At 67.5% G+C, this 16,154-nt stretch carries 13 protein-coding genes and 1 tRNA gene; 9 read left to right on the top strand and 5 right to left on the bottom strand.

What is annotated here, in order from left to right; genetic code table 11:
- Positions 1 to 69: 69 nt before the first annotated feature.
- The 3 genes from ACIBH2_RS16075 (at position 70) to ACIBH2_RS16065 (ending at position 3,737) form a co-directional block, all read left to right on the top strand.
- The gene (locus ACIBH2_RS16075; RefSeq protein ID WP_397118014.1) at positions 70 to 1,254 is read left to right on the top strand and encodes a PLP-dependent cysteine synthase family protein; all 1,185 of its coding nucleotides are present in this window, start codon (positions 70 to 72) and stop codon (positions 1,252 to 1,254) included.
- Entirely contained in the window at positions 1,251 to 2,648 is a 1,398-nt protein-coding gene (locus ACIBH2_RS16070; RefSeq protein ID WP_397118012.1) for an MATE family efflux transporter, read from the top strand. The genes ACIBH2_RS16075 and ACIBH2_RS16070 overlap by 4 nt, the downstream gene beginning before the upstream one ends.
- A gap of 135 nt (positions 2,649 to 2,783) precedes the next feature.
- A complete protein-coding gene (locus tag ACIBH2_RS16065; RefSeq protein WP_397118010.1) occupies positions 2,784 to 3,737 on the top strand; it encodes a phosphodiesterase in 954 nt (317 codons plus the stop codon).
- 7 nt (positions 3,738 to 3,744) lie between these two features.
- Here the strand turns inward: ACIBH2_RS16065 and ACIBH2_RS16060 are convergent, their stop codons facing one another.
- Positions 3,745 to 5,205, bottom strand: a complete 1,461-nt coding sequence (locus ACIBH2_RS16060; RefSeq protein WP_397118009.1) for a stealth family protein — start codon at positions 5,203 to 5,205, stop codon at positions 3,745 to 3,747.
- Between the two features lie 542 nt (positions 5,206 to 5,747).
- Between ACIBH2_RS16060 and ACIBH2_RS16055 the strand changes: the two genes are divergently transcribed.
- From ACIBH2_RS16055 to ACIBH2_RS16045, 3 genes are all read left to right on the top strand, one after another.
- Positions 5,748 to 6,128 (top strand): hypothetical protein, encoded by a 381-nt coding sequence (locus tag ACIBH2_RS16055; protein ID WP_397118007.1) that lies wholly within the window; start codon positions 5,748 to 5,750, stop codon positions 6,126 to 6,128.
- A gap of 122 nt (positions 6,129 to 6,250) precedes the next feature.
- A complete protein-coding gene (locus ACIBH2_RS16050; RefSeq protein ID WP_397118005.1) occupies positions 6,251 to 6,826 on the top strand; it encodes a TerD family protein in 576 nt (191 codons plus the stop codon).
- The gene (locus tag ACIBH2_RS16045; protein ID WP_397118003.1) at positions 6,823 to 7,119 is read left to right on the top strand and encodes an MTH1187 family thiamine-binding protein; all 297 of its coding nucleotides are present in this window, start codon (positions 6,823 to 6,825) and stop codon (positions 7,117 to 7,119) included. The genes ACIBH2_RS16050 and ACIBH2_RS16045 overlap by 4 nt, the downstream gene beginning before the upstream one ends.
- A 4-nt stretch (positions 7,120 to 7,123) precedes the next feature.
- Here the strand turns inward: ACIBH2_RS16045 and ACIBH2_RS16040 are convergent, their stop codons facing one another.
- From ACIBH2_RS16040 to ACIBH2_RS16025, 4 genes are all read right to left on the bottom strand, one after another.
- Positions 7,124 to 7,792, bottom strand: a complete 669-nt coding sequence (locus tag ACIBH2_RS16040) for a MazG family protein (RefSeq protein WP_397120781.1) — start codon at positions 7,790 to 7,792, stop codon at positions 7,124 to 7,126.
- A 17-nt stretch (positions 7,793 to 7,809) separates the two neighbouring features.
- Positions 7,810 to 11,367: a transcription-repair coupling factor gene (gene mfd / locus ACIBH2_RS16035; protein ID WP_397120779.1), complete on the bottom strand. Its 3,558-nt coding sequence runs from the start codon at positions 11,365 to 11,367 to the stop codon at positions 7,810 to 7,812.
- A gap of 285 nt (positions 11,368 to 11,652) precedes the next feature.
- Positions 11,653 to 12,300, bottom strand: a complete 648-nt coding sequence (locus tag ACIBH2_RS16030; protein WP_397118001.1) for a TetR family transcriptional regulator — start codon at positions 12,298 to 12,300, stop codon at positions 11,653 to 11,655.
- A gap of 216 nt (positions 12,301 to 12,516) precedes the next feature.
- The gene (locus ACIBH2_RS16025; RefSeq protein WP_397117999.1) at positions 12,517 to 13,131 is read right to left on the bottom strand and encodes a TetR/AcrR family transcriptional regulator; all 615 of its coding nucleotides are present in this window, start codon (positions 13,129 to 13,131) and stop codon (positions 12,517 to 12,519) included.
- 391 nt (positions 13,132 to 13,522) lie between these two features.
- Between ACIBH2_RS16025 and ACIBH2_RS16020 the strand changes: the two genes are divergently transcribed.
- From ACIBH2_RS16020 to ACIBH2_RS16010, 3 genes are all read left to right on the top strand, one after another.
- A tRNA-Gln gene (locus ACIBH2_RS16020) sits at positions 13,523 to 13,593 on the top strand.
- Positions 13,594 to 13,651: 58 nt separating this feature from the next.
- Complete coding sequence (gene glmU / locus ACIBH2_RS16015; RefSeq protein WP_397117997.1) at positions 13,652 to 15,142, top strand: bifunctional UDP-N-acetylglucosamine diphosphorylase/glucosamine-1-phosphate N-acetyltransferase GlmU; 1,491 nt, start codon at positions 13,652 to 13,654, stop codon at positions 15,140 to 15,142.
- The gene (locus tag ACIBH2_RS16010) at positions 15,139 to 16,119 is read left to right on the top strand and encodes a ribose-phosphate diphosphokinase (protein WP_397117995.1); all 981 of its coding nucleotides are present in this window, start codon (positions 15,139 to 15,141) and stop codon (positions 16,117 to 16,119) included. Before glmU ends, ACIBH2_RS16010 begins: the two co-directional genes overlap by 4 nt.
- The last annotated feature ends 35 nt before the right edge of the window (positions 16,120 to 16,154 follow it).

Genomic DNA, 16,154 nt, shown 5'->3' with positions numbered 1-16,154 from the left:
GCGTTGCCAGGCTGTGCCCGAACCGGGCCGAACAGCCGTTTCCATCCCCTATCGCGAGGAGATACGTTCATGCCGGTTGTCACGACCCGCGTGACAGACCTGATCGGTCAGACACCGCTGTTCGAACTGGCCGCCACCGCCAACGGCACCCGGCTGTTCCTGAAGCTCGAGAACACCAATCCGACGGGCGCCGCGAAAATCCGCATGGCCCGCGCGATGGTGGACGACGCCGAACAGCGCGGGGTGCTGGCAACCGGCGGGCATATCATCGAATCGACATCCGGAAATACCGGACTGGGTTTGGCGGTAGTGGCGGCCGAACGCGGGTATCGCTTTACCGCGGTGGTCGACAACCACGCCTGCCGGGACAAATTGCGAGCGATGAAAGCCATGGGTGCCGAACTGGTGTTCGTCGCCGAGGAGGGCGACGACAGCCTGTCCACCTCGGCGCGTGAGGAACTCGCCGAGAAAATGGCGAACGAGGAATGCGCGGCGGCGAAAAGCGCTGGGCTGCGGCCGAATACGTTCTTCACCGAACAGCACAACAATGACGCCAACGCGCTGGGCTACTACGCGCTCGCCGACGAACTGCTCGACGCGCTGGGCACGGTGGATGTGCTCATCTCCGCGGTCGGCACCGGCGGCTCCATGTTCGGCACCGCCCGGCGGCTGCGCGAGCGCGGCCACGAGCCGCTGCTCTACGGCGTGGAGCCGGTCGGCTCGATCGCCTTCGGCGGCCCGGCCGGACCCTACTGGCAGTCGGGCACCGGCACCCCCGAGGGCGCGGACCCGGGCAAGATCGTGGCCGAGGACCTCGGGCTGCTCAAAGAAGGCGTGACCGTCTCCGATGTGGCGGCCTTCGCCACCGCCCGGGTGCTGGCCGCCAAACTCGGGCTCATGATCGGCGGCTCCGCGGGCGGCTCGGTCCACGCGGCGCTGGACCGGCTCGAGGACTTCCCGGCGGGTTCGACGGTGGTCACCATCGTCTGCGACGGCGGCGAGAAATACCTCGACACCGTCTTCGACGACACCTGGATGAGCGACCGGGATCTGCTCGACGTCGAGACCGAACGTAATGTCGCGGCAATGCTCGACCGCTACACCCCCGAAGCCCGTCGCCGCCCGGCCGAACCGGTGCGCGCCGTGCTGGCGGCCCGCTCGGCCGTCGCGACGCACACCATCGTGCTGCCCACCGAGCAGTCGGACCCCGCTGCGGAGCTGGCCGAAGAGTTGGACGGGGCCGCGGCCAAATGAACTCCGCCGCCCGGCAGTCCGATGGCAGACGACTCACCGCACTGGCGACGCCGATCGCGCTGACCCAGCTGGCGCAGGTCGCCGTGTCCACCACCAATATCGCGCTCATGGGCACCCTCGGCGTACGTCAGGTCGCCGCCGGTGGCCTGGCGCTGGTGCTGTTCAACCAGATTCGCACCATGTGCGTCGGATTGATCACGGGCACCGGCAATCAGGTCGCCACGGTGGTGAGCCGGGCCGAGAAGCGCGGCGCGCCAGCCGATCACGAGGTGCGCGATGTGGTGCGGTCGAGTTTCCTGATCGCGACGCTGGCCGGAATCCTCGGCGCGATACTGCTCGTCGGCCTGGGCTGGTCGTTGCAGTGGCTGGGCCAGGACGCCTCGGTGCTGGAGGCGGCTCGACCCATGATGGTGGCATTGGCCCCCGGCCTGCTGCCGTGTCTGTGGTTCCAGGTGCTGCGCCAGTACACGGTGGGTATGCAGCGACCGCAGGCGCTGCTGCTGGTGACGCTGGGTTCGGTGGTGCTGAATGTCGTTCTGGCACTGGGTTTCATGCACGGCTGGCTGGGCCTGCCCGCCCTCGGCCTGACCGGTATCGGCGTGGCCACCTCGCTGGTCTTCCTGATCACCTTCGGCGTCTTCTGGGCCATGGTGCGCCGCGATCCGAAACTCGGTGCGACACTGCCGATCCGGATGTGGCCCGCGCATATGGCCACGGTGCGTGAGGAATTGCGGCTGGGCACGCCCATCGCGCTCACCTACGGCTCCGAGGCGGGCATGTTCTCGGTGCTGGCGCTGGTCATGGGCAGTATCAGCGCCGCGGCGCTGGCGGCGCACAATGTCGTCTACCAGATCGTCTACATCGTGTTCCAGGTGGCGATCGGGCTCTCGCACGGCTCCTCCATCCTGGTGAGCACGGCCGTGGCGCGCGACGAGTACCGACACGCGCGGTCGGTGGCGTGGCTGGCGCTGCGCTACGCGGCCATCGTGGTGGCGGTGACCGGCGCGGCCTACGTGCTGGTGCCGGACTGGGTGTTGAAGCCGTTCCTGGAGGACGCCAACGGCGATACCGTGGCGCTGGCGCACACCCTGCTGATCATCGCCATCGTGCTGCAATTCTTCGACGCGGCCCAAAACATCGGTGTGGGTCTGCTGCGCGGCCTCAAGGACACCAAGGCCGGTTTCCGGCTGTCCCTGATCGGCTACTGGGCTGTGGGATTGCCCACGGCGCTACTGCTCGCCTACCCCTTGCATCTCGGGGCGGCGGGTGTCTGGTGGGGTCTGACCGCCGGACTCGCCGTCACCGCTGTGCTGATGCTGCGCCGATACTTCGCCCTGCTCGATGCGCGTGAGCAGGAACATCCCCGGGTGCTGGCGGGTAGCCTCGGTCGCTGAGCCGACACGCAAATCTCACCTTCTCGCAAGCATGTCGTCACTGGGCACGGGCACGCTGAAAGAAACGGCTTCGCTATTCTGGCCGACGGAATCGGCAAGCCAAGGGCGAATACGAAACCGCCGGGGAGGATGTCCGTGTACATCTCGAGAGTCGCCGAGTACCCACGACCCGATCATGTGCTGTTCCATTTCAGCGACACCCATCTGATCGCCGCCGACGCCGAGCTGTACGGCGACGTCGACGCCGAACAGCGCCTGGCCGAGCTACTCGAGCAGGCCGAGGCCAGCCGGATCACCCCGACCGCCATCGTGTTCACCGGCGATCTGGCCGACCACGGCGAACCGCTCGCCTACGCCAAACTGCGCAAGCTGGTGCAGCCGTGGGCCGAGCGCATCGGCGCGCCGCTGGTGTGGGTGGCGGGCAATCACGACGACCGGGCCGCCATGCGCGAGGGCCTGCTCGACGAAACCGGTTCGGCCGCACCGTACGACCGGGTGCACATGTTCGACGGTCTGCGCATCGTGGTGCTCGACACCACCGTGCCCGGCCACCACTACGGCGAGATCAGCCACGCCCAGCTGAACTGGCTGCGCGACGTGCTCGCCGAGCCCGCGCCCTTCGGCACCATTCTGGCCATGCACCACCCGCCGGTGCCGTGCGTGCTGGATCTGGCCGTCACCGTGGAGCTGCGCGATCAGCGCCGCCTGGCCGACGTGCTGGACGGCACCGATGTGCGCGCCATTCTGGCCGGGCACCTGCACTTCTCCACCAATGCCACCTTCGCCGGGATTCCGGTGTCGGTGGCCTCGGCGACCTGCTACAGCCAGGACCTGTCGGTGGCCCAGGGCGGCCTGCGCGGCCGTGACGCCGCGCAGGCCTTCAACTACGTGCACATCTACCCGGACACGGTGGTGCACTCGGTGGTGCCGCTCGGGGTCGGCCCCACCGTGGGCCAGCCCGCCACGCCGGAGCAGGCGGCGAAGAAACTGGCCGACGCCGGAATCGTGATTCCGCCCGCGGCCGGTATCCCGCACGTGGTCCAGCGCCGGGCCGCGACCCCGGAGGCCGACGGCAAGACGGTGAGCTGAATTCGATTCAGGCCGCGCCGGATTCGAAGGCGCTCATCGATCCGGCGATGACATCCGGCTTCTCCCACGGCGCGGGTTCGGGGTAGTAGGCGTCGAGGAATTCCGAGACCGCCCGCACCCGCTCGGTCTCGGGGACCTCCGGGAAACTGCCGTCGTTGAGGCAGAAGAAATCCACGTTGCGGCGGCGTTCGAGCCCGCTCAGCAGCGCCAGGCCGGTGTAGAGCGTGGTGTCGACATAGCGGACCTTGGCCGCCTCCTGCGGTACCGCGCGCCCGGTGAGCAGCGCGTAGTAGTGGTACAGCGAATTGGTGACCGAGATATCGGTGGCGGCGCGGAAGCGGCTGGTGCGGGTGCGCGCGAAATCCGCGGCGAATTCGCGCTCCATCTCGTGCAGCACACTGCGGCGCAGCGGCACCGGCGTGTGCTCCAGGTGCCGGGTGATGACATGCCCGAAACGCTGTTGCAGCAGAGCGCGATTCACGCGCGCGGCATTCTCGAATCCGCTGCGGCGCTCATTGTTCGACCCCGGGCCGATACGCGTATCGGCCTCGATGAAGCGGCTGATTCCGGCTGGGGTGAAGAACATGGAGGGCCGCACCGGGCGGGCGAAGAACATATCGTCGTTGGAGTAGAGGAAGTGCTCGCTCAATCCCTCGATGTGCTGCAATTGGCATTCCACCGCATGGGAATTGAAGACCGGCAGCCCGCTGATATCCGGAAAGTGGTCCAGCGCACGGACAATCGTCACCTGCGGATCGTCGGCCAACCAGTCCGGCACCGGAGAATCGGTGGCAATGAAGATGCGTCGAATCCACGGGGCGTTCTTGTGCACCGATCGCAGCGCGTAGCGCAATTCGTCGATCTGGCGGATGCGGGCATCGGCGTCGTCACCCTCGCCGACCACCACCTGTGCCAGCATTCCCGCACGGCGAGCACGGAATTCGGGATCGGAGCCGTCCACCCAGGAGAAGACGATATCGATATCGAAGCCGACATCGGTGTGGTGCGGGCTGAACATGCCCGCCAGCGTCGGCCAGTTGGCGTCGTAGAGCAGCACCGTGGTGTGCTCCACATCGGCGAGGTCGAACACGGGGCGGGTCAAGGCATTCGGGCGCGGGCACTCCACGGTGTCGCCGTGGTACTCCCACAGCTCGAGCTCGACATGATGCGCCGGATCCAGGTCGCGGCCGAGCCGAAACACATTGTGTTTCTTCTCGTTGCAGGTGAAGCCCGCCACCATCGCGGCTCCCAGCACCCGCCGCAGCGCCGCCCGGTGCTTGGCGTCCACCGCCAGCACCAACCGATGATCCGCGTCACGCACCAACAGGAACGGCAGCTCGGCGGCGATCAGCTCCGCCCGCAGGTACCGCAGATCCTCCACCACCGCCGTCGACACGGTGAGATTCGCGACCGTCGACCGCGCCACCATCTCCACCGCGTCCGGCTGCCCCACGCCCATATCCACCATCACCGTTCTCCGCTCTGTCGCACCTATCACCTCATGCCGAGTACACCGACGGCACCGCCGTCGGACCGAGTTCCCCGCGCCGTAGTCGGGATCGCGAAATCCCCTGGGAGCGCACCGCACCTGGTGCGCGTCTGCTGGACAGTTGCTGCGTTCGTCGACGCCCGTCGGATGTGCCGACGACATGGCGGACGATCTTCACCGGGCGGTCATCGACCGGTTACTCGCGCGACCTCGTCTGGACGAGGAACTGCAACGAATGATGCAACCTATGGTCACCATTAGTCAAACAAAATGGGCCCAGCTCGGACGGTGTTTTCCCATCTGTTACCGGAGCGGCGGGAGGGGGTGCGGGAATCCGCGTCCCCAGCGGAGCGGCGCGACAACGGCTTACACTGCAATCAGCGCAGTCCAGCCCGCTGCGCTTACTCGATCGTGAGGTGACGATGATGGTTACGCGAGCCCAAGAACGTCATGAGCCCTCGACAGACCATCCCGAACTGGACGCGCTTCCGGAGTGGCCGCTCGATACCATCGCGGTACTCGTGACGACCGATCCCGCGCCGCATGCCATTCCGGTCTCCTGGCCGGTCCGCGCGGGTGACAGACGAATTCTGCTGAGCCTCAAACACGATCGCGGATCGCTGGCCCGGCTGCGCGAGCGGCCCGGGGTGGCGCTGCTGATCCTGGGCGGCGGCGATGTGGCGCTGTGCGCCCGCGGCACCGCCGAGGTGGTTGCCGACCCGCTGCCCGGCGCACCGGATTATGTGGCGGTCGCCATCGAGGTGGCGGCCATCGACGATCACCGGCAGTCGGCCTTCGCGGTCGCGACGGGTATTCAGCGCACCGTGCTCGACCCGTCTGAGCTGCGTTACCTGGAGGAGCGGGTGGCGACGCTGCGCAGCCTGGTGACCGAACGCAACTGATCGGATCTGCGCAGTGGATCCGGTCCGAAGCGCCATTTGAGAAATGAACGCCCACAACAGGTCCGCATATCGACCATAATCGTGGAGGGATGCGGTTCGAAGGGACCGCGGGGAAGGAGATCATGAGCGTCACCCTGGCCAAGGGCGGAAATGTTTCACTGTCCAAGCAGGCCCCCAATCTGACCAAGGTTCAGGTCGGACTCGGTTGGGACGTGCGTACCACCACCGGTGCGGACTACGACCTGGATGCGAGCGCGTTGGCGTGTGGATCGAATCAGCGGGTCCTCTCGGACGCGCACTTCATCTTCTACAACAACCTGCGCTCACCGGAGGGCACCATCGAGCACACGGGTGACAACCTCACCGGTGAGGGCGAGGGTGACGACGAGGTGATCAATGTCGATCTGGCCGGTATGCCGCCGACGATCACCAATATCTTCTTCCCGGTCTCCATCCACGACGCCGAGAACCGTCGGCAGTCGTTCGGCCAGATCCGCAACGCCTACATCCGCGTGGTGGACGCGGCCACGCACAACGAACTCGCCCGCTTCGACCTCACCGAGGACGCCTCCACCGAGACCGCCATGGTCTTCGGCGAGCTGTACCGGCACGGTCCGGAGTGGAAGTTCCGCGCCATCGGCCAGGGCTACGCCTCCGGCCTCGCGGGTATCGCCCGCGATTACGGCGTGAACGTATGATCGTCGCCTTCTCGGTGACGCCCCTCGGTGTCGGCGCGGACGTGGGCCGCGCCGTCGCCGAGGCGGTTCGGGTGGTGCGCGCCAGCGGGCTGCCCAATGAGACCAATGCCATGTTCACCACCCTCGAGGGTGAGTGGGACGAGGTGATGGCCGTGGTCAAACAGGCCACCGATGCCGTGCTCGCGGCCTCGCCGCGATGCAGTCTGGTGTTGAAAGCCGATCTGCGGCCGGGGGTTACGGGGGCCATGACCGCCAAGGTCGAGTCCGTGGAGCGGTACCTGTCCGAGGGGTGAGCGGTCAGCCGCGCGGCCAGAACCGCACCCAGTCCTCCGCCGTGAGGGGCTCGCGCGCGCCGCGGGTCTCTTCGGCGGTGTCCTCGGCCGTGCGGATATCGGCGGCGAAGGCGAGGGTGGCCTTGCGCAGCCGCTCCTCGGCGCTGTCACCGAGCTCAAGGTGCACCACGCGCAGGGCGTCGGGGACCAGATAGTCGGGCAGCCCCGCTTTTCGACTGCGCGACAACACCTTTTCCGCCAGCGCCAGCGCCGGTTGCGCCATGGCGATGCCGTCGAGGCAGGAGCGGCGGGACTTCTCGGCGGTCTTGCGCTCCTCCCAGGCGGCCTCCTGCGCGGCGATCTTCTCCTCGGGGGTGGCATCGGGTCCGATGGAGTCGTCGAGCAGGTGCGGGCTGCGGTGGGTGAGCTTGCGCACCAGGGTGGCGGCCACGTCGGCGACGGTGAATTCGCCTGCGGCTTCGGCTATTCGGGAGTGGAACAGCACCTGCAGCAGCAGATCGCCCAACTCCTCCCGAATGGTCGCGGCGTCCTCGTGCTGAATGGCGTCGAGGAGTTCGTAGGTCTCCTCCAGCAGGTAGGGGCGCAGCGAATCGTGGGTCTGGGTTACCTCCCAGCCACCGAAATTCCAGAGCCGGTCCATGACGTCCACGGCCTCGGCCAGCGCCTCGGACATGCGGTCGGTCGGTGTGCTCACCGCGGCGCGCCCATTTCGGTCTCCACCCTGAGATCGACCGCGCCCTGGGCCTTTCCGTCCAGGGCCAGCAGCAGATCCGCGACGAACTGGAGCAGCTGCACATCGCGCACGCGCGCCGCTCCGACGCTGTCCTCGACCCGGGGCAGCGGCAGTTGGACGATGCCGGTGGCGGCGCGGTAGGTGGCATTGGGGTAGATGCGCTTGAGCCGCAGCTGTTTCGAGTCCGGCAGATGCAGCGGCGCGAGTTTGAGGGTGGTGCCGGTGACGCCGATCTCCGCGAGACCGTACTCGCGGGCAAGGAGTTTCAGCTTGGCGACCGAGACCAGGCGCCCGACCTCCACCGGCAGCGGTCCGTAGCGGTCGACGAGCTCCTCGACCACGCCCGCGATGGCCGAATCGTCCTGGGCGGTGGCCAGTTTGCGGTACGCCTCGAGGCGCAGCCGGTCCGAGCCGATGTAGTCGGGCGGGATGTGCGCGTCGACGGGCAGGTCGATGCGCACCTCCTTGACCTCCTCGTCCACGGTGATGGGGCGGCCGTCGGCGGCGGCGCGATAGGCCTCCACCGCCTCGCCCACCAGGCGCACGTAGAGATCGAAGCCGACGCCCGCGACATGGCCGGACTGTTCCGCGCCGAGCACATTGCCCGCGCCGCGGATTTCGAGGTCCTTCATGGCGACGGCCATACCGGCGCCGAGGTCGGAGTTCTGCGAAATGGTGGCCAGGCGGTCGTAGGCGGTTTCGGTGAGCGGCTTCTCCGGCGGGTAGAGGAAGTAGGCGTAGCCGCGTTCGCGGGACCGGCCGACGCGGCCGCGCAGCTGGTGCAGCTGCGACAGGCCCAGGGCGTCGGCGCGTTCCACGATGAGGGTGTTGGCGTTGGAGATGTCGAGTCCGGTCTCGATGATGGTGGTGGAGACGAGCACGTCGTATTCGCGCTCCCAGAAGCCCTGCACCGTCTTCTCGAGTACGTCCTCGTTCATCTGGCCGTGCGCGACCACCACGCGCGCCTCCGGCACCAGATCGCGAATCCGCTTGGCCGCCTTGTCGATCGACGACACCCGGTTGTGCACGTAGAACACCTGGCCGTCGCGCAGCAGTTCGCGGCGAATGGCGGCGGCCACCTGCTTGTCGTTGTACGCGCCGACGTAGGTGAGGATGGGGTGGCGCTCCTCGGGCGGGGTGAGGATGGTCGACATCTCGCGGATACCGGCCAGCGACATCTCCAGGGTGCGCGGGATCGGCGTGGCGGACATGGTGAGTACGTCCACGTGCGTGCGCAGCGCCTTGATGTGCTCCTTGTGCTCGACGCCGAAGCGCTGTTCCTCGTCGACGATGACCAGGCCCAGATCCTTCCAGCGGACCCCGGTCTGGAGCAGGCGGTGGGTGCCGACGACGATATCGACCTCACCGGCGGCCATGCCCTCGAGAATCTCGCGCGATTCGGCCGCGTCGGTGAAGCGCGACAGCCCCTTCACCGTGACCGGGAAGCCGGAGGTGCGTTCGAGGAAGGTCTGTAGATGCTGTTGCGCCAGCAGCGTGGTGGGCACCAGCACCGCCACCTGCTTGCCGTCCTGGACCGCCTTGAAGGCCGCGCGCACCGCGATCTCGGTCTTGCCGTAGCCGACATCGCCGCAGACCACGCGGTCCATCGGCACCGGCTTCTCCATATCCGCCTTCACCTCGGCGATGGCGGTGAGCTGGTCGGCGGTCTCGGTGAACGCGAAGGCGTCCTCCATCTCCTGCTGCCACGGCGTGTCGGGGCCGAAGGCGTGGCCGGGGGCGGCCTGGCGGGCGGCGTAGAGCTGCACCAGTTCGGTGGCGATCTCGCGAACGGCCTTGCGCGCCTTGCGTTTCGTGTTCTGCCAGTCGGAGCCGCCGAGCTTGGACAGCGAGGGCATCTCGCCGCCGACGTAGCGGGAGAGCTGGTCGAGGGAGTCCATCGGCACGAACAGCCGGTCGCCGGGCTGGCCGCGCTTGCTGGGCGCGTATTCGATGACGAGGTATTCGCGCCGGGCGCCGCCGACGGTGCGCTCGATCATCTCCACGAAGCGGCCGATGCCGTGCTGGTCGTGCACGACCATGTCCCCGGCCTTCAAGGCCAGCGGATCGACCTGGTTGCGCCGCCGCGCCGCGAGCTTCTTGCCCTCCTGCGGGGCGGTGACGCGATTGCCGGTGAGGTCGGATTCGGCGACGACGACGAGCTTGGACGAGTCGAACACGATGCCGTCGTGCAGCGAACCACAGAGCACGCCGACCAGGCCCTCGGGCGGCGCCGCGCCCGGCTCCAGCGCGGTGGCGGGTACCTCGGCGTCGCGCAGGCGCTCCAGAATGCGTTGGGCCGTACCGTGTCCCGCGACCACGATGACGGCGCGGCCGCCGGTGGTCACATGGGCGCGCAGCGACGCGAAGATGGTGGCGACCAGTTCCTCGGAGCCACGGGCGGTGGGGGCGGCCAGCACCGGCAGCGCGATCTCGTTCGGATCGTCGGCGGCCAGGGGGCTCAGCGTCCACCACGGCAGGCCGCGCTGTTCGGCGTCGGCGTGCACCACGTCCAGGCCCCGGTAGGCCGAGGCGGCCAGGTCCAGGCCGTGCGCGCCGAGGGGTGCGGCGCCGCCGAAGGAGGCGGCGGTCCAGGAGGCTTCCAGGAATTCCTGACCGGTGCGCACCAGGTCGGCGGCGCGGGTGCGGACCTTCTCCGGATCGCAGAGCAGCACATGGGTGCCCTCGGGCAGCGCTTCGGTGAGCAGGCGCAGTTCGCCGGGTTGCAGCACCGGCAGCAGCGCTTCCATTCCCTCGACGGGAATACCCTGGGCCAGCTTCTCGAGCATCTCCACCAGGGCGGCGTCGGCCGGATTCTCGGCGGCCACCTGGGCGGCGCGTTCGCGAAGTTCGGTGGTGAGCAACAGTTCCCGGCACGGCTGGGCGACCACCGTCTCGACGGTGACCTCGGTCAGCGAGCGCTGGTCGGCGACCGAGAAGGGGCGTAGCTCGGTGATCTCGTCGCCCCAGAACTCCACGCGCACAGGGTGATCGGCGGTGGGCGGGAAGAGGTCGAGAATGCCGCCGCGCACCGCGAACTCACCGCGCTTGCCGACCATGTCGACGCGTTCGTAGGCGAATTCCACCAGGCGCGTGAGCAATTCGTCGAAGTCGTGCTGACCTCCGATGCGCAGCACGATCGGCTCGATATCCTCGAGCCCGCGCGCCATGGGCTGCATGAGCGAGCGCACGGTGGTGACCACCACGCGCAGCGGTTCGCCGTAGACGGCCTCGTCCGGATGCGCAAGCCGCCGCAGCACCTGCAGACGGCGGCCGACGGTGTCGGCGCTGGGCGAGAGCCGCTCGTGCGGCAGCGTCTCCCAGGACGGGAACTGCGCGACGGCGTCGCCGAAGATCTCCGCCAGCTCCACGGTGAGGTCGTCGGCCTCGCGCCCGGCGGCGGTCACCACCACCACGGGCCGCTGCTGAGCGATGGTCGCCGCCACGAACGGCCGCACCGCCGAGGGTGCGATCAGCATCGCCGATTCGCGCCCGATCAGTCCCTTGACCTGCTGCATCGCGGTATCGGACGCGGCAGCCGCGGCCAGTCCAGCCAAAGGTGGACGGTTCGAGGGCATGGCAGACTCCTGGACGCGGATCAGCGATTCGGACGGCGAACCGAGTCTAGTAGTTCCCGGCGACAAGGCGTCCGATCGGCCCGACCCCGCTCCCCTCCCGCCATGGCCAACCCCCGCCGCCAGCACGGCCCCTGGGTTCGCGGCGCGTCTCGGTTCTGGACCGACCGGAGGGTGCGACGAACCTCCAGCGCCGCGAACCACGCCGGAGCGAAGCGGAGGCCGAAATTACTGCACGTACCGCCGGAGGCGACGGGCGGCGAACTCGCGGAAGTAGGCGACCTTCTCGTCGGGGACGATGGAGGGCAGCAGGAAGAACCAGGCGCGTTCCATACGGGTGGCCATCTGGTCGATGGAGTCGGTGCTGACGGCGACGATGTGGACGCCGGTGGTCATCTCCTGGAGCAGCAGGCCGATGGTCTCGGGATCGAGGTCGGGCTTCAGATCCCCTTGGGCGATAGCGCGTTCGGCGAGCAAACGGTGCGTCTCGCCCCACGTCTTGGCGATATTGTCGCCCGCGGCGCCACGGTAGTCACCGATCTGGTGGGTCAGCTTGAGCATGGCCCCGACCATCGGATCGTTCATGGTCAGATCCGCGACCACGTAGGTGATTCCGATACACGCCTCGAGGGCGGGCACGCGCGGATCGAAGAAACCCTGGCAGGCGCTGACGAGTCGCTCGTTGCCCTGGTCGACCACGGCGCGGGCGAGCTCCTCCTTGGAGCCGAAGTGAAAGTACAACGCGCCCTTGGTGACATTCGATTGTGCGATGATCTCGGACAGGCTCGCGTTCGCGTAGCCCAGCCGCAGAAAGACATCGGCAGCGCCCGCGAGCACGGAATCGCGAGTGATCTCCGCACGCGCTTGCCTAGCCATCAGATCCGCCTGTCATCAAACCAGCCATCCTGAAGTAGACCGACATCCCGAAGTAGACCGACAACACAGCTCGAACAGCACTCGAAGGATGGGTGAACCGTACCACCCGACTGCGCGCTGCCAGCCGATTCGAGCATTCGACCCGTCCTCCTTCGCAATTCGCTGGTTAACTGTCCAGTTCCGCCCGTGCATACCCGACATTTCGCGTGATGGTGTTCATACCCCTTTGCGCGCTGGCCATTCCGACGCCAGCTCGGGGTCGGCCTCCAGGTGCGTGAGACCGTTCCAACACAGATTCACCAGGTGCGCAGCTACCACTTCCTTGGAGGGCTGCCGCTCGTCCAGCCACCATGTGGCGGCGGTCGCGACCATGCCGACGAGGGCCTGCGCGTAGAGCGTGGCGAGGCTCGTATCGAAGCCGCGCCGCTCGAAATCGCCAGCGAGTATGTGCGCCACCTGATTCACCGCTTCGTTCAGCAGTGAAGAGTAGGTGCCCTCGGCGGCGGAGACGGGCTGATCGCGCATGAGAATCCGGAATCCGTCGGTGCGCTCCTCCATATAGGTAAGGAGAGCGAGTGCCACCTGCTCGAGCCGGACCCGCGAGCGGTTCTCGATCAGCGAGGTCCGAATCATGTCGAGCAGCGTGGACATCTCGCGGTCGACGACGACCGCGTAGAGCCCTTCCTTACCGCCGAAGTGTTCGTACACCACGGGTTTGGAGACCTGCGCCCGCTGCGCGATCTCCTCTATCGAGGTGGCGTCGTACCCGCGTTCGGCGAAGAGGGCGCGCCCGATCTCGATGAGCTGCTGCCGCCGTTGCGTTCCGGTCATGCGAGGGCGCGACACCCGACCCGGCTCTCCCGAAGTCACCGCTTCGCCTCCCTGCGCTTCCCAACCGACTGTCCCACAACTGTTCCAGACCTACCCGCCGCGGCGCGCAACGACCCGGCCCACCGCCGTCGGAAACCGCTCCGACGAAGCCTGCGCCAACTCGCGCGCCGACTCTGTAGTATTCGCAAACGCAACAACTGATCTAGCACGGTTCGGGGTAACTCGTCGGGAACGCCCGGAACTCGGCCACGTCATGCGCCACGACCGGCGCAATCCCCGCGAAAGCGGTCTGACGGTGGGGAGCAAGTGGCGGGCGGGCGCGGTCTCGTGCGAGGATCAGTCGCGCATGCCGTGGCGCAGCGGCGTACCGTACGGTTCGCCGGTGTGTCGATCCGCCGTAGTGTAATGGCAGCACCACTGATTTTGGTTCAGTTAGTTCAGGTTCGAGTCCTGGCGGCGGAGCAAGCATCAAGCACCTACGACAGCCCCAGCAATGATGACAGGCAGCCGAGGGAGATCCATGCCACAGCAGACCGCCGTCGTCGTTCTCGCCGCCGGAGCCGGAACCCGAATGCGGTCCAAGACCCCCAAGGTATTGCACCCGCTGGCTGGCCGAAGCATGTTGGCGCACGCGCTGCATGCGGCGAACGAGATCGACCCGGCGTACCTCATCACGGTGGTGGGGCACGACAGGCAACAGGTGGGGGCGGCGGTGGGCCGGGTGGCCGCCGAGCTCGGCCGCGAGATCACCCTGGCGGTGCAGGAGGAGCAGCTCGGCACCGGGCACGCCGTGCAGTGCGCGCTCACCGCGGTGCCCGACGACTTCACCGGAGATCTGCTGGTGACTTCGGCGGATGTGCCTCTGCTGGACGGACATACGGTCTCCGCGCTGCTCGACGAACACCGCAGCTACAACGAGCGCTCCGCGGTCACGGTGCTCACCTTCGTGCCCGAGGACGCCAATGGCTACGGCCGCATCGTGCGCGACGCCGAGGGCCAGGTGCTCGAGATCGTCGAGCACGCCGACGCCACTCCGGCGCAGGCCGCCATCACCGAGGTGAACTCCGGCGTCTACGTCTTCGACGCCACCGTGCTGCGCGCCATGATCTCCCGGCTCACCACCGCCAACGCCCAGCACGAGCTGTACCTCACCGATGTGCTGAAACTGGCGCGCGAGGCCGGGCATCCGGTGCACGGCGCACGACTCGTGGACGCCGCCAAGGTCACCGGCGTCAACGACCGGGTGCAGCTGGCCGATGCCGGACGCACCCTCAACCGCTACATCCTGGAACGGCATATGCGGGCCGGGGTCACCATCGTGGATCCGGGCAGCACCTGGATCGACGCGAATGTCTCGATCGGCCGCGACGCCCTCATCCGCCCGGGCGTACAGCTGTTGGGCGACACCGTGATCGGCGAGGACGCCGAGATCGGACCCGACTGCACGCTCACCGATGTGATGGTCGGCGACGGGGCGCGCGTGGTGCGCACTCACGGCGACGGCGCGACCATCGGCGCGGGCGCGAACGTCGGGCCGTTCGCCTATCTGCGGCCGGGCACCGTCCTCGGGGTCTCGGGCAAGATCGGCACCTTCGTGGAGACCAAGAACGCCGATATCGGCGCGTACTCCAAGGTCCCGCATCTGACCTATGTCGGCGACGCCACCATCGGCGAGTACAGCAACATCGGCGCGTCGAGCGTTTTCGTGAACTACGACGGCGTCAAGAAACACCACACCGTGGTCGGCTCGCACGTCCGCACCGGGAGCGACAATATGTTCGTCGCACCGGTGACGGTGGGTGACGGCGCGTATACGGCGGCGGGTACTGTGCTGCGTAGAAACGTTCCCCCCGGCGCCCTCGCGGTGTCGGGCGGAGCGCAGCGCAATATCGAATCCTGGGTGCAGCGCAAGCGGCCCGGCACCGATGCGGCCCGCGCGGCCGAAGCAGCCCTCGCGGCCGATGAGATTTCCAGTCAGACCCTCGAGCAAAAGGATGGCGAACGTCAGTGACCGCGTTCTCTACCGACAACCAGAAGAACCTGATGCTGTTCTCGGGACGCGCTCATCCTGAGCTGGCGGAGGAAGTGGCCAAGGAACTCAATGTTCACGTCACGCCGCAGACCGCCCGGGACTTCGCCAACGGCGAGACCTTCGTCCGGTTCGAGGAGTCGGTGCGCGGCTCCGACGCCTTCGTGCTGCAGAGCTTCCCGGCCCCGCTGAACCAGTGGGTCATGGAGCACCTCATCATGATCGACGCGCTCAAGCGCGGTTCGGCCAAGCGCATCACCTCGGTGCTGCCCTTCTACCCCTACGCCCGCCAGGACAAGAAGCACCGCGGCCGCGAGCCCATCTCCGCTCGCCTGGTCGCCGATCTGCTCAAGACCGCGGGCGCGGATCGCATCATCACCGTCGACCTGCACACCGATCAGATCCAGGGCTTCTTCGACGGCCCGGTCGATCACATGCACGCGCAGGTGCAGCTGGTGGAGCACATTCGCAACAACTACCCGCTGGGCAATGTCACCGTGGTCTCCCCCGACGCGGGCCGTGTGAAGGTCGCCGAGAAATGGGCCAACAATCTCGCGGACGCGCCCATGGCGTTCATCCACAAGACCCGTGACCCGCTGGTGCCCAACCAGGTCGTGGCCAATCGCGTGGTCGGTGAGGTCGAGGGCCGCACCTGCATTCTGATCGACGACATGATCGACACCGGCGGCACCATCGCCGGTGCGGTGAAGGTGCTCAAGGAGGCGGGCGCGACCGATGTGGTCATCGCCGCCACCCACGGCGTGCTCTCGCATCCGGCCGCCGAGCGGCTCGCCAGCTGTGGGGCCAAGGAGGTCGTGGTCACCAATACGCTGCCGATCAGCGAGGACAAGAAGTTCCCGCAGCTGACCGTGCTCTCCATCGCGCCGCTGCTGGCGCAGACCATTCGCGAGGTCTTCGAGAACGGTTCCGTCACCGGGCTTTTCAACGGCAACGCCTGACGTTTTTCAGCGAACCCCCGGCATTCGATTCGAGT

It is taken from the genome of Nocardia sp. NPDC050406 (genome assembly GCF_044459025.1).
Classification (GTDB): Bacteria; Actinomycetota; Actinomycetes; order Mycobacteriales; family Mycobacteriaceae; genus Nocardia.
The sequence above is the reverse complement of the archived record's forward strand: the minus strand, read 5'-3'. Positions and strand labels throughout refer to the sequence as shown.

Excerpts from the sequence above, each read along its gene's own strand:
- ACIBH2_RS16075 (WP_397118014.1), top strand. The coding sequence starts at position 70 with ATGCCGGTTGTCACGACCCGCGTGACAGACCTGATCGGTCAGACACCG.
- ACIBH2_RS16070 (WP_397118012.1), top strand. The coding sequence starts at position 1,251 with ATGAACTCCGCCGCCCGGCAGTCCGATGGCAGACGACTCACCGCACTG.
- ACIBH2_RS16060 (WP_397118009.1), bottom strand. The coding sequence starts at position 5,205 with ATGGTGGATATGGGCGTGGGGCAGCCGGACGCGGTGGAGATGGTGGCG.
- ACIBH2_RS16050 (WP_397118005.1), top strand. The coding sequence starts at position 6,251 with ATGAGCGTCACCCTGGCCAAGGGCGGAAATGTTTCACTGTCCAAGCAG.
- ACIBH2_RS16045 (WP_397118003.1), top strand. The coding sequence starts at position 6,823 with ATGATCGTCGCCTTCTCGGTGACGCCCCTCGGTGTCGGCGCGGACGTG.
- ACIBH2_RS16040 (WP_397120781.1), bottom strand. The coding sequence starts at position 7,792 with ATGTCCGAGGCGCTGGCCGAGGCCGTGGACGTCATGGACCGGCTCTGG.
- mfd (WP_397120779.1), bottom strand. The coding sequence starts at position 11,367 with ATGCAGCAGGTCAAGGGACTGATCGGGCGCGAATCGGCGATGCTGATC.
- ACIBH2_RS16030 (WP_397118001.1), bottom strand. The coding sequence starts at position 12,300 with ATGGCTAGGCAAGCGCGTGCGGAGATCACTCGCGATTCCGTGCTCGCG.
- ACIBH2_RS16025 (WP_397117999.1), bottom strand. The coding sequence starts at position 13,131 with ATGACCGGAACGCAACGGCGGCAGCAGCTCATCGAGATCGGGCGCGCC.
- glmU (WP_397117997.1), top strand. The coding sequence starts at position 13,652 with ATGCCACAGCAGACCGCCGTCGTCGTTCTCGCCGCCGGAGCCGGAACC.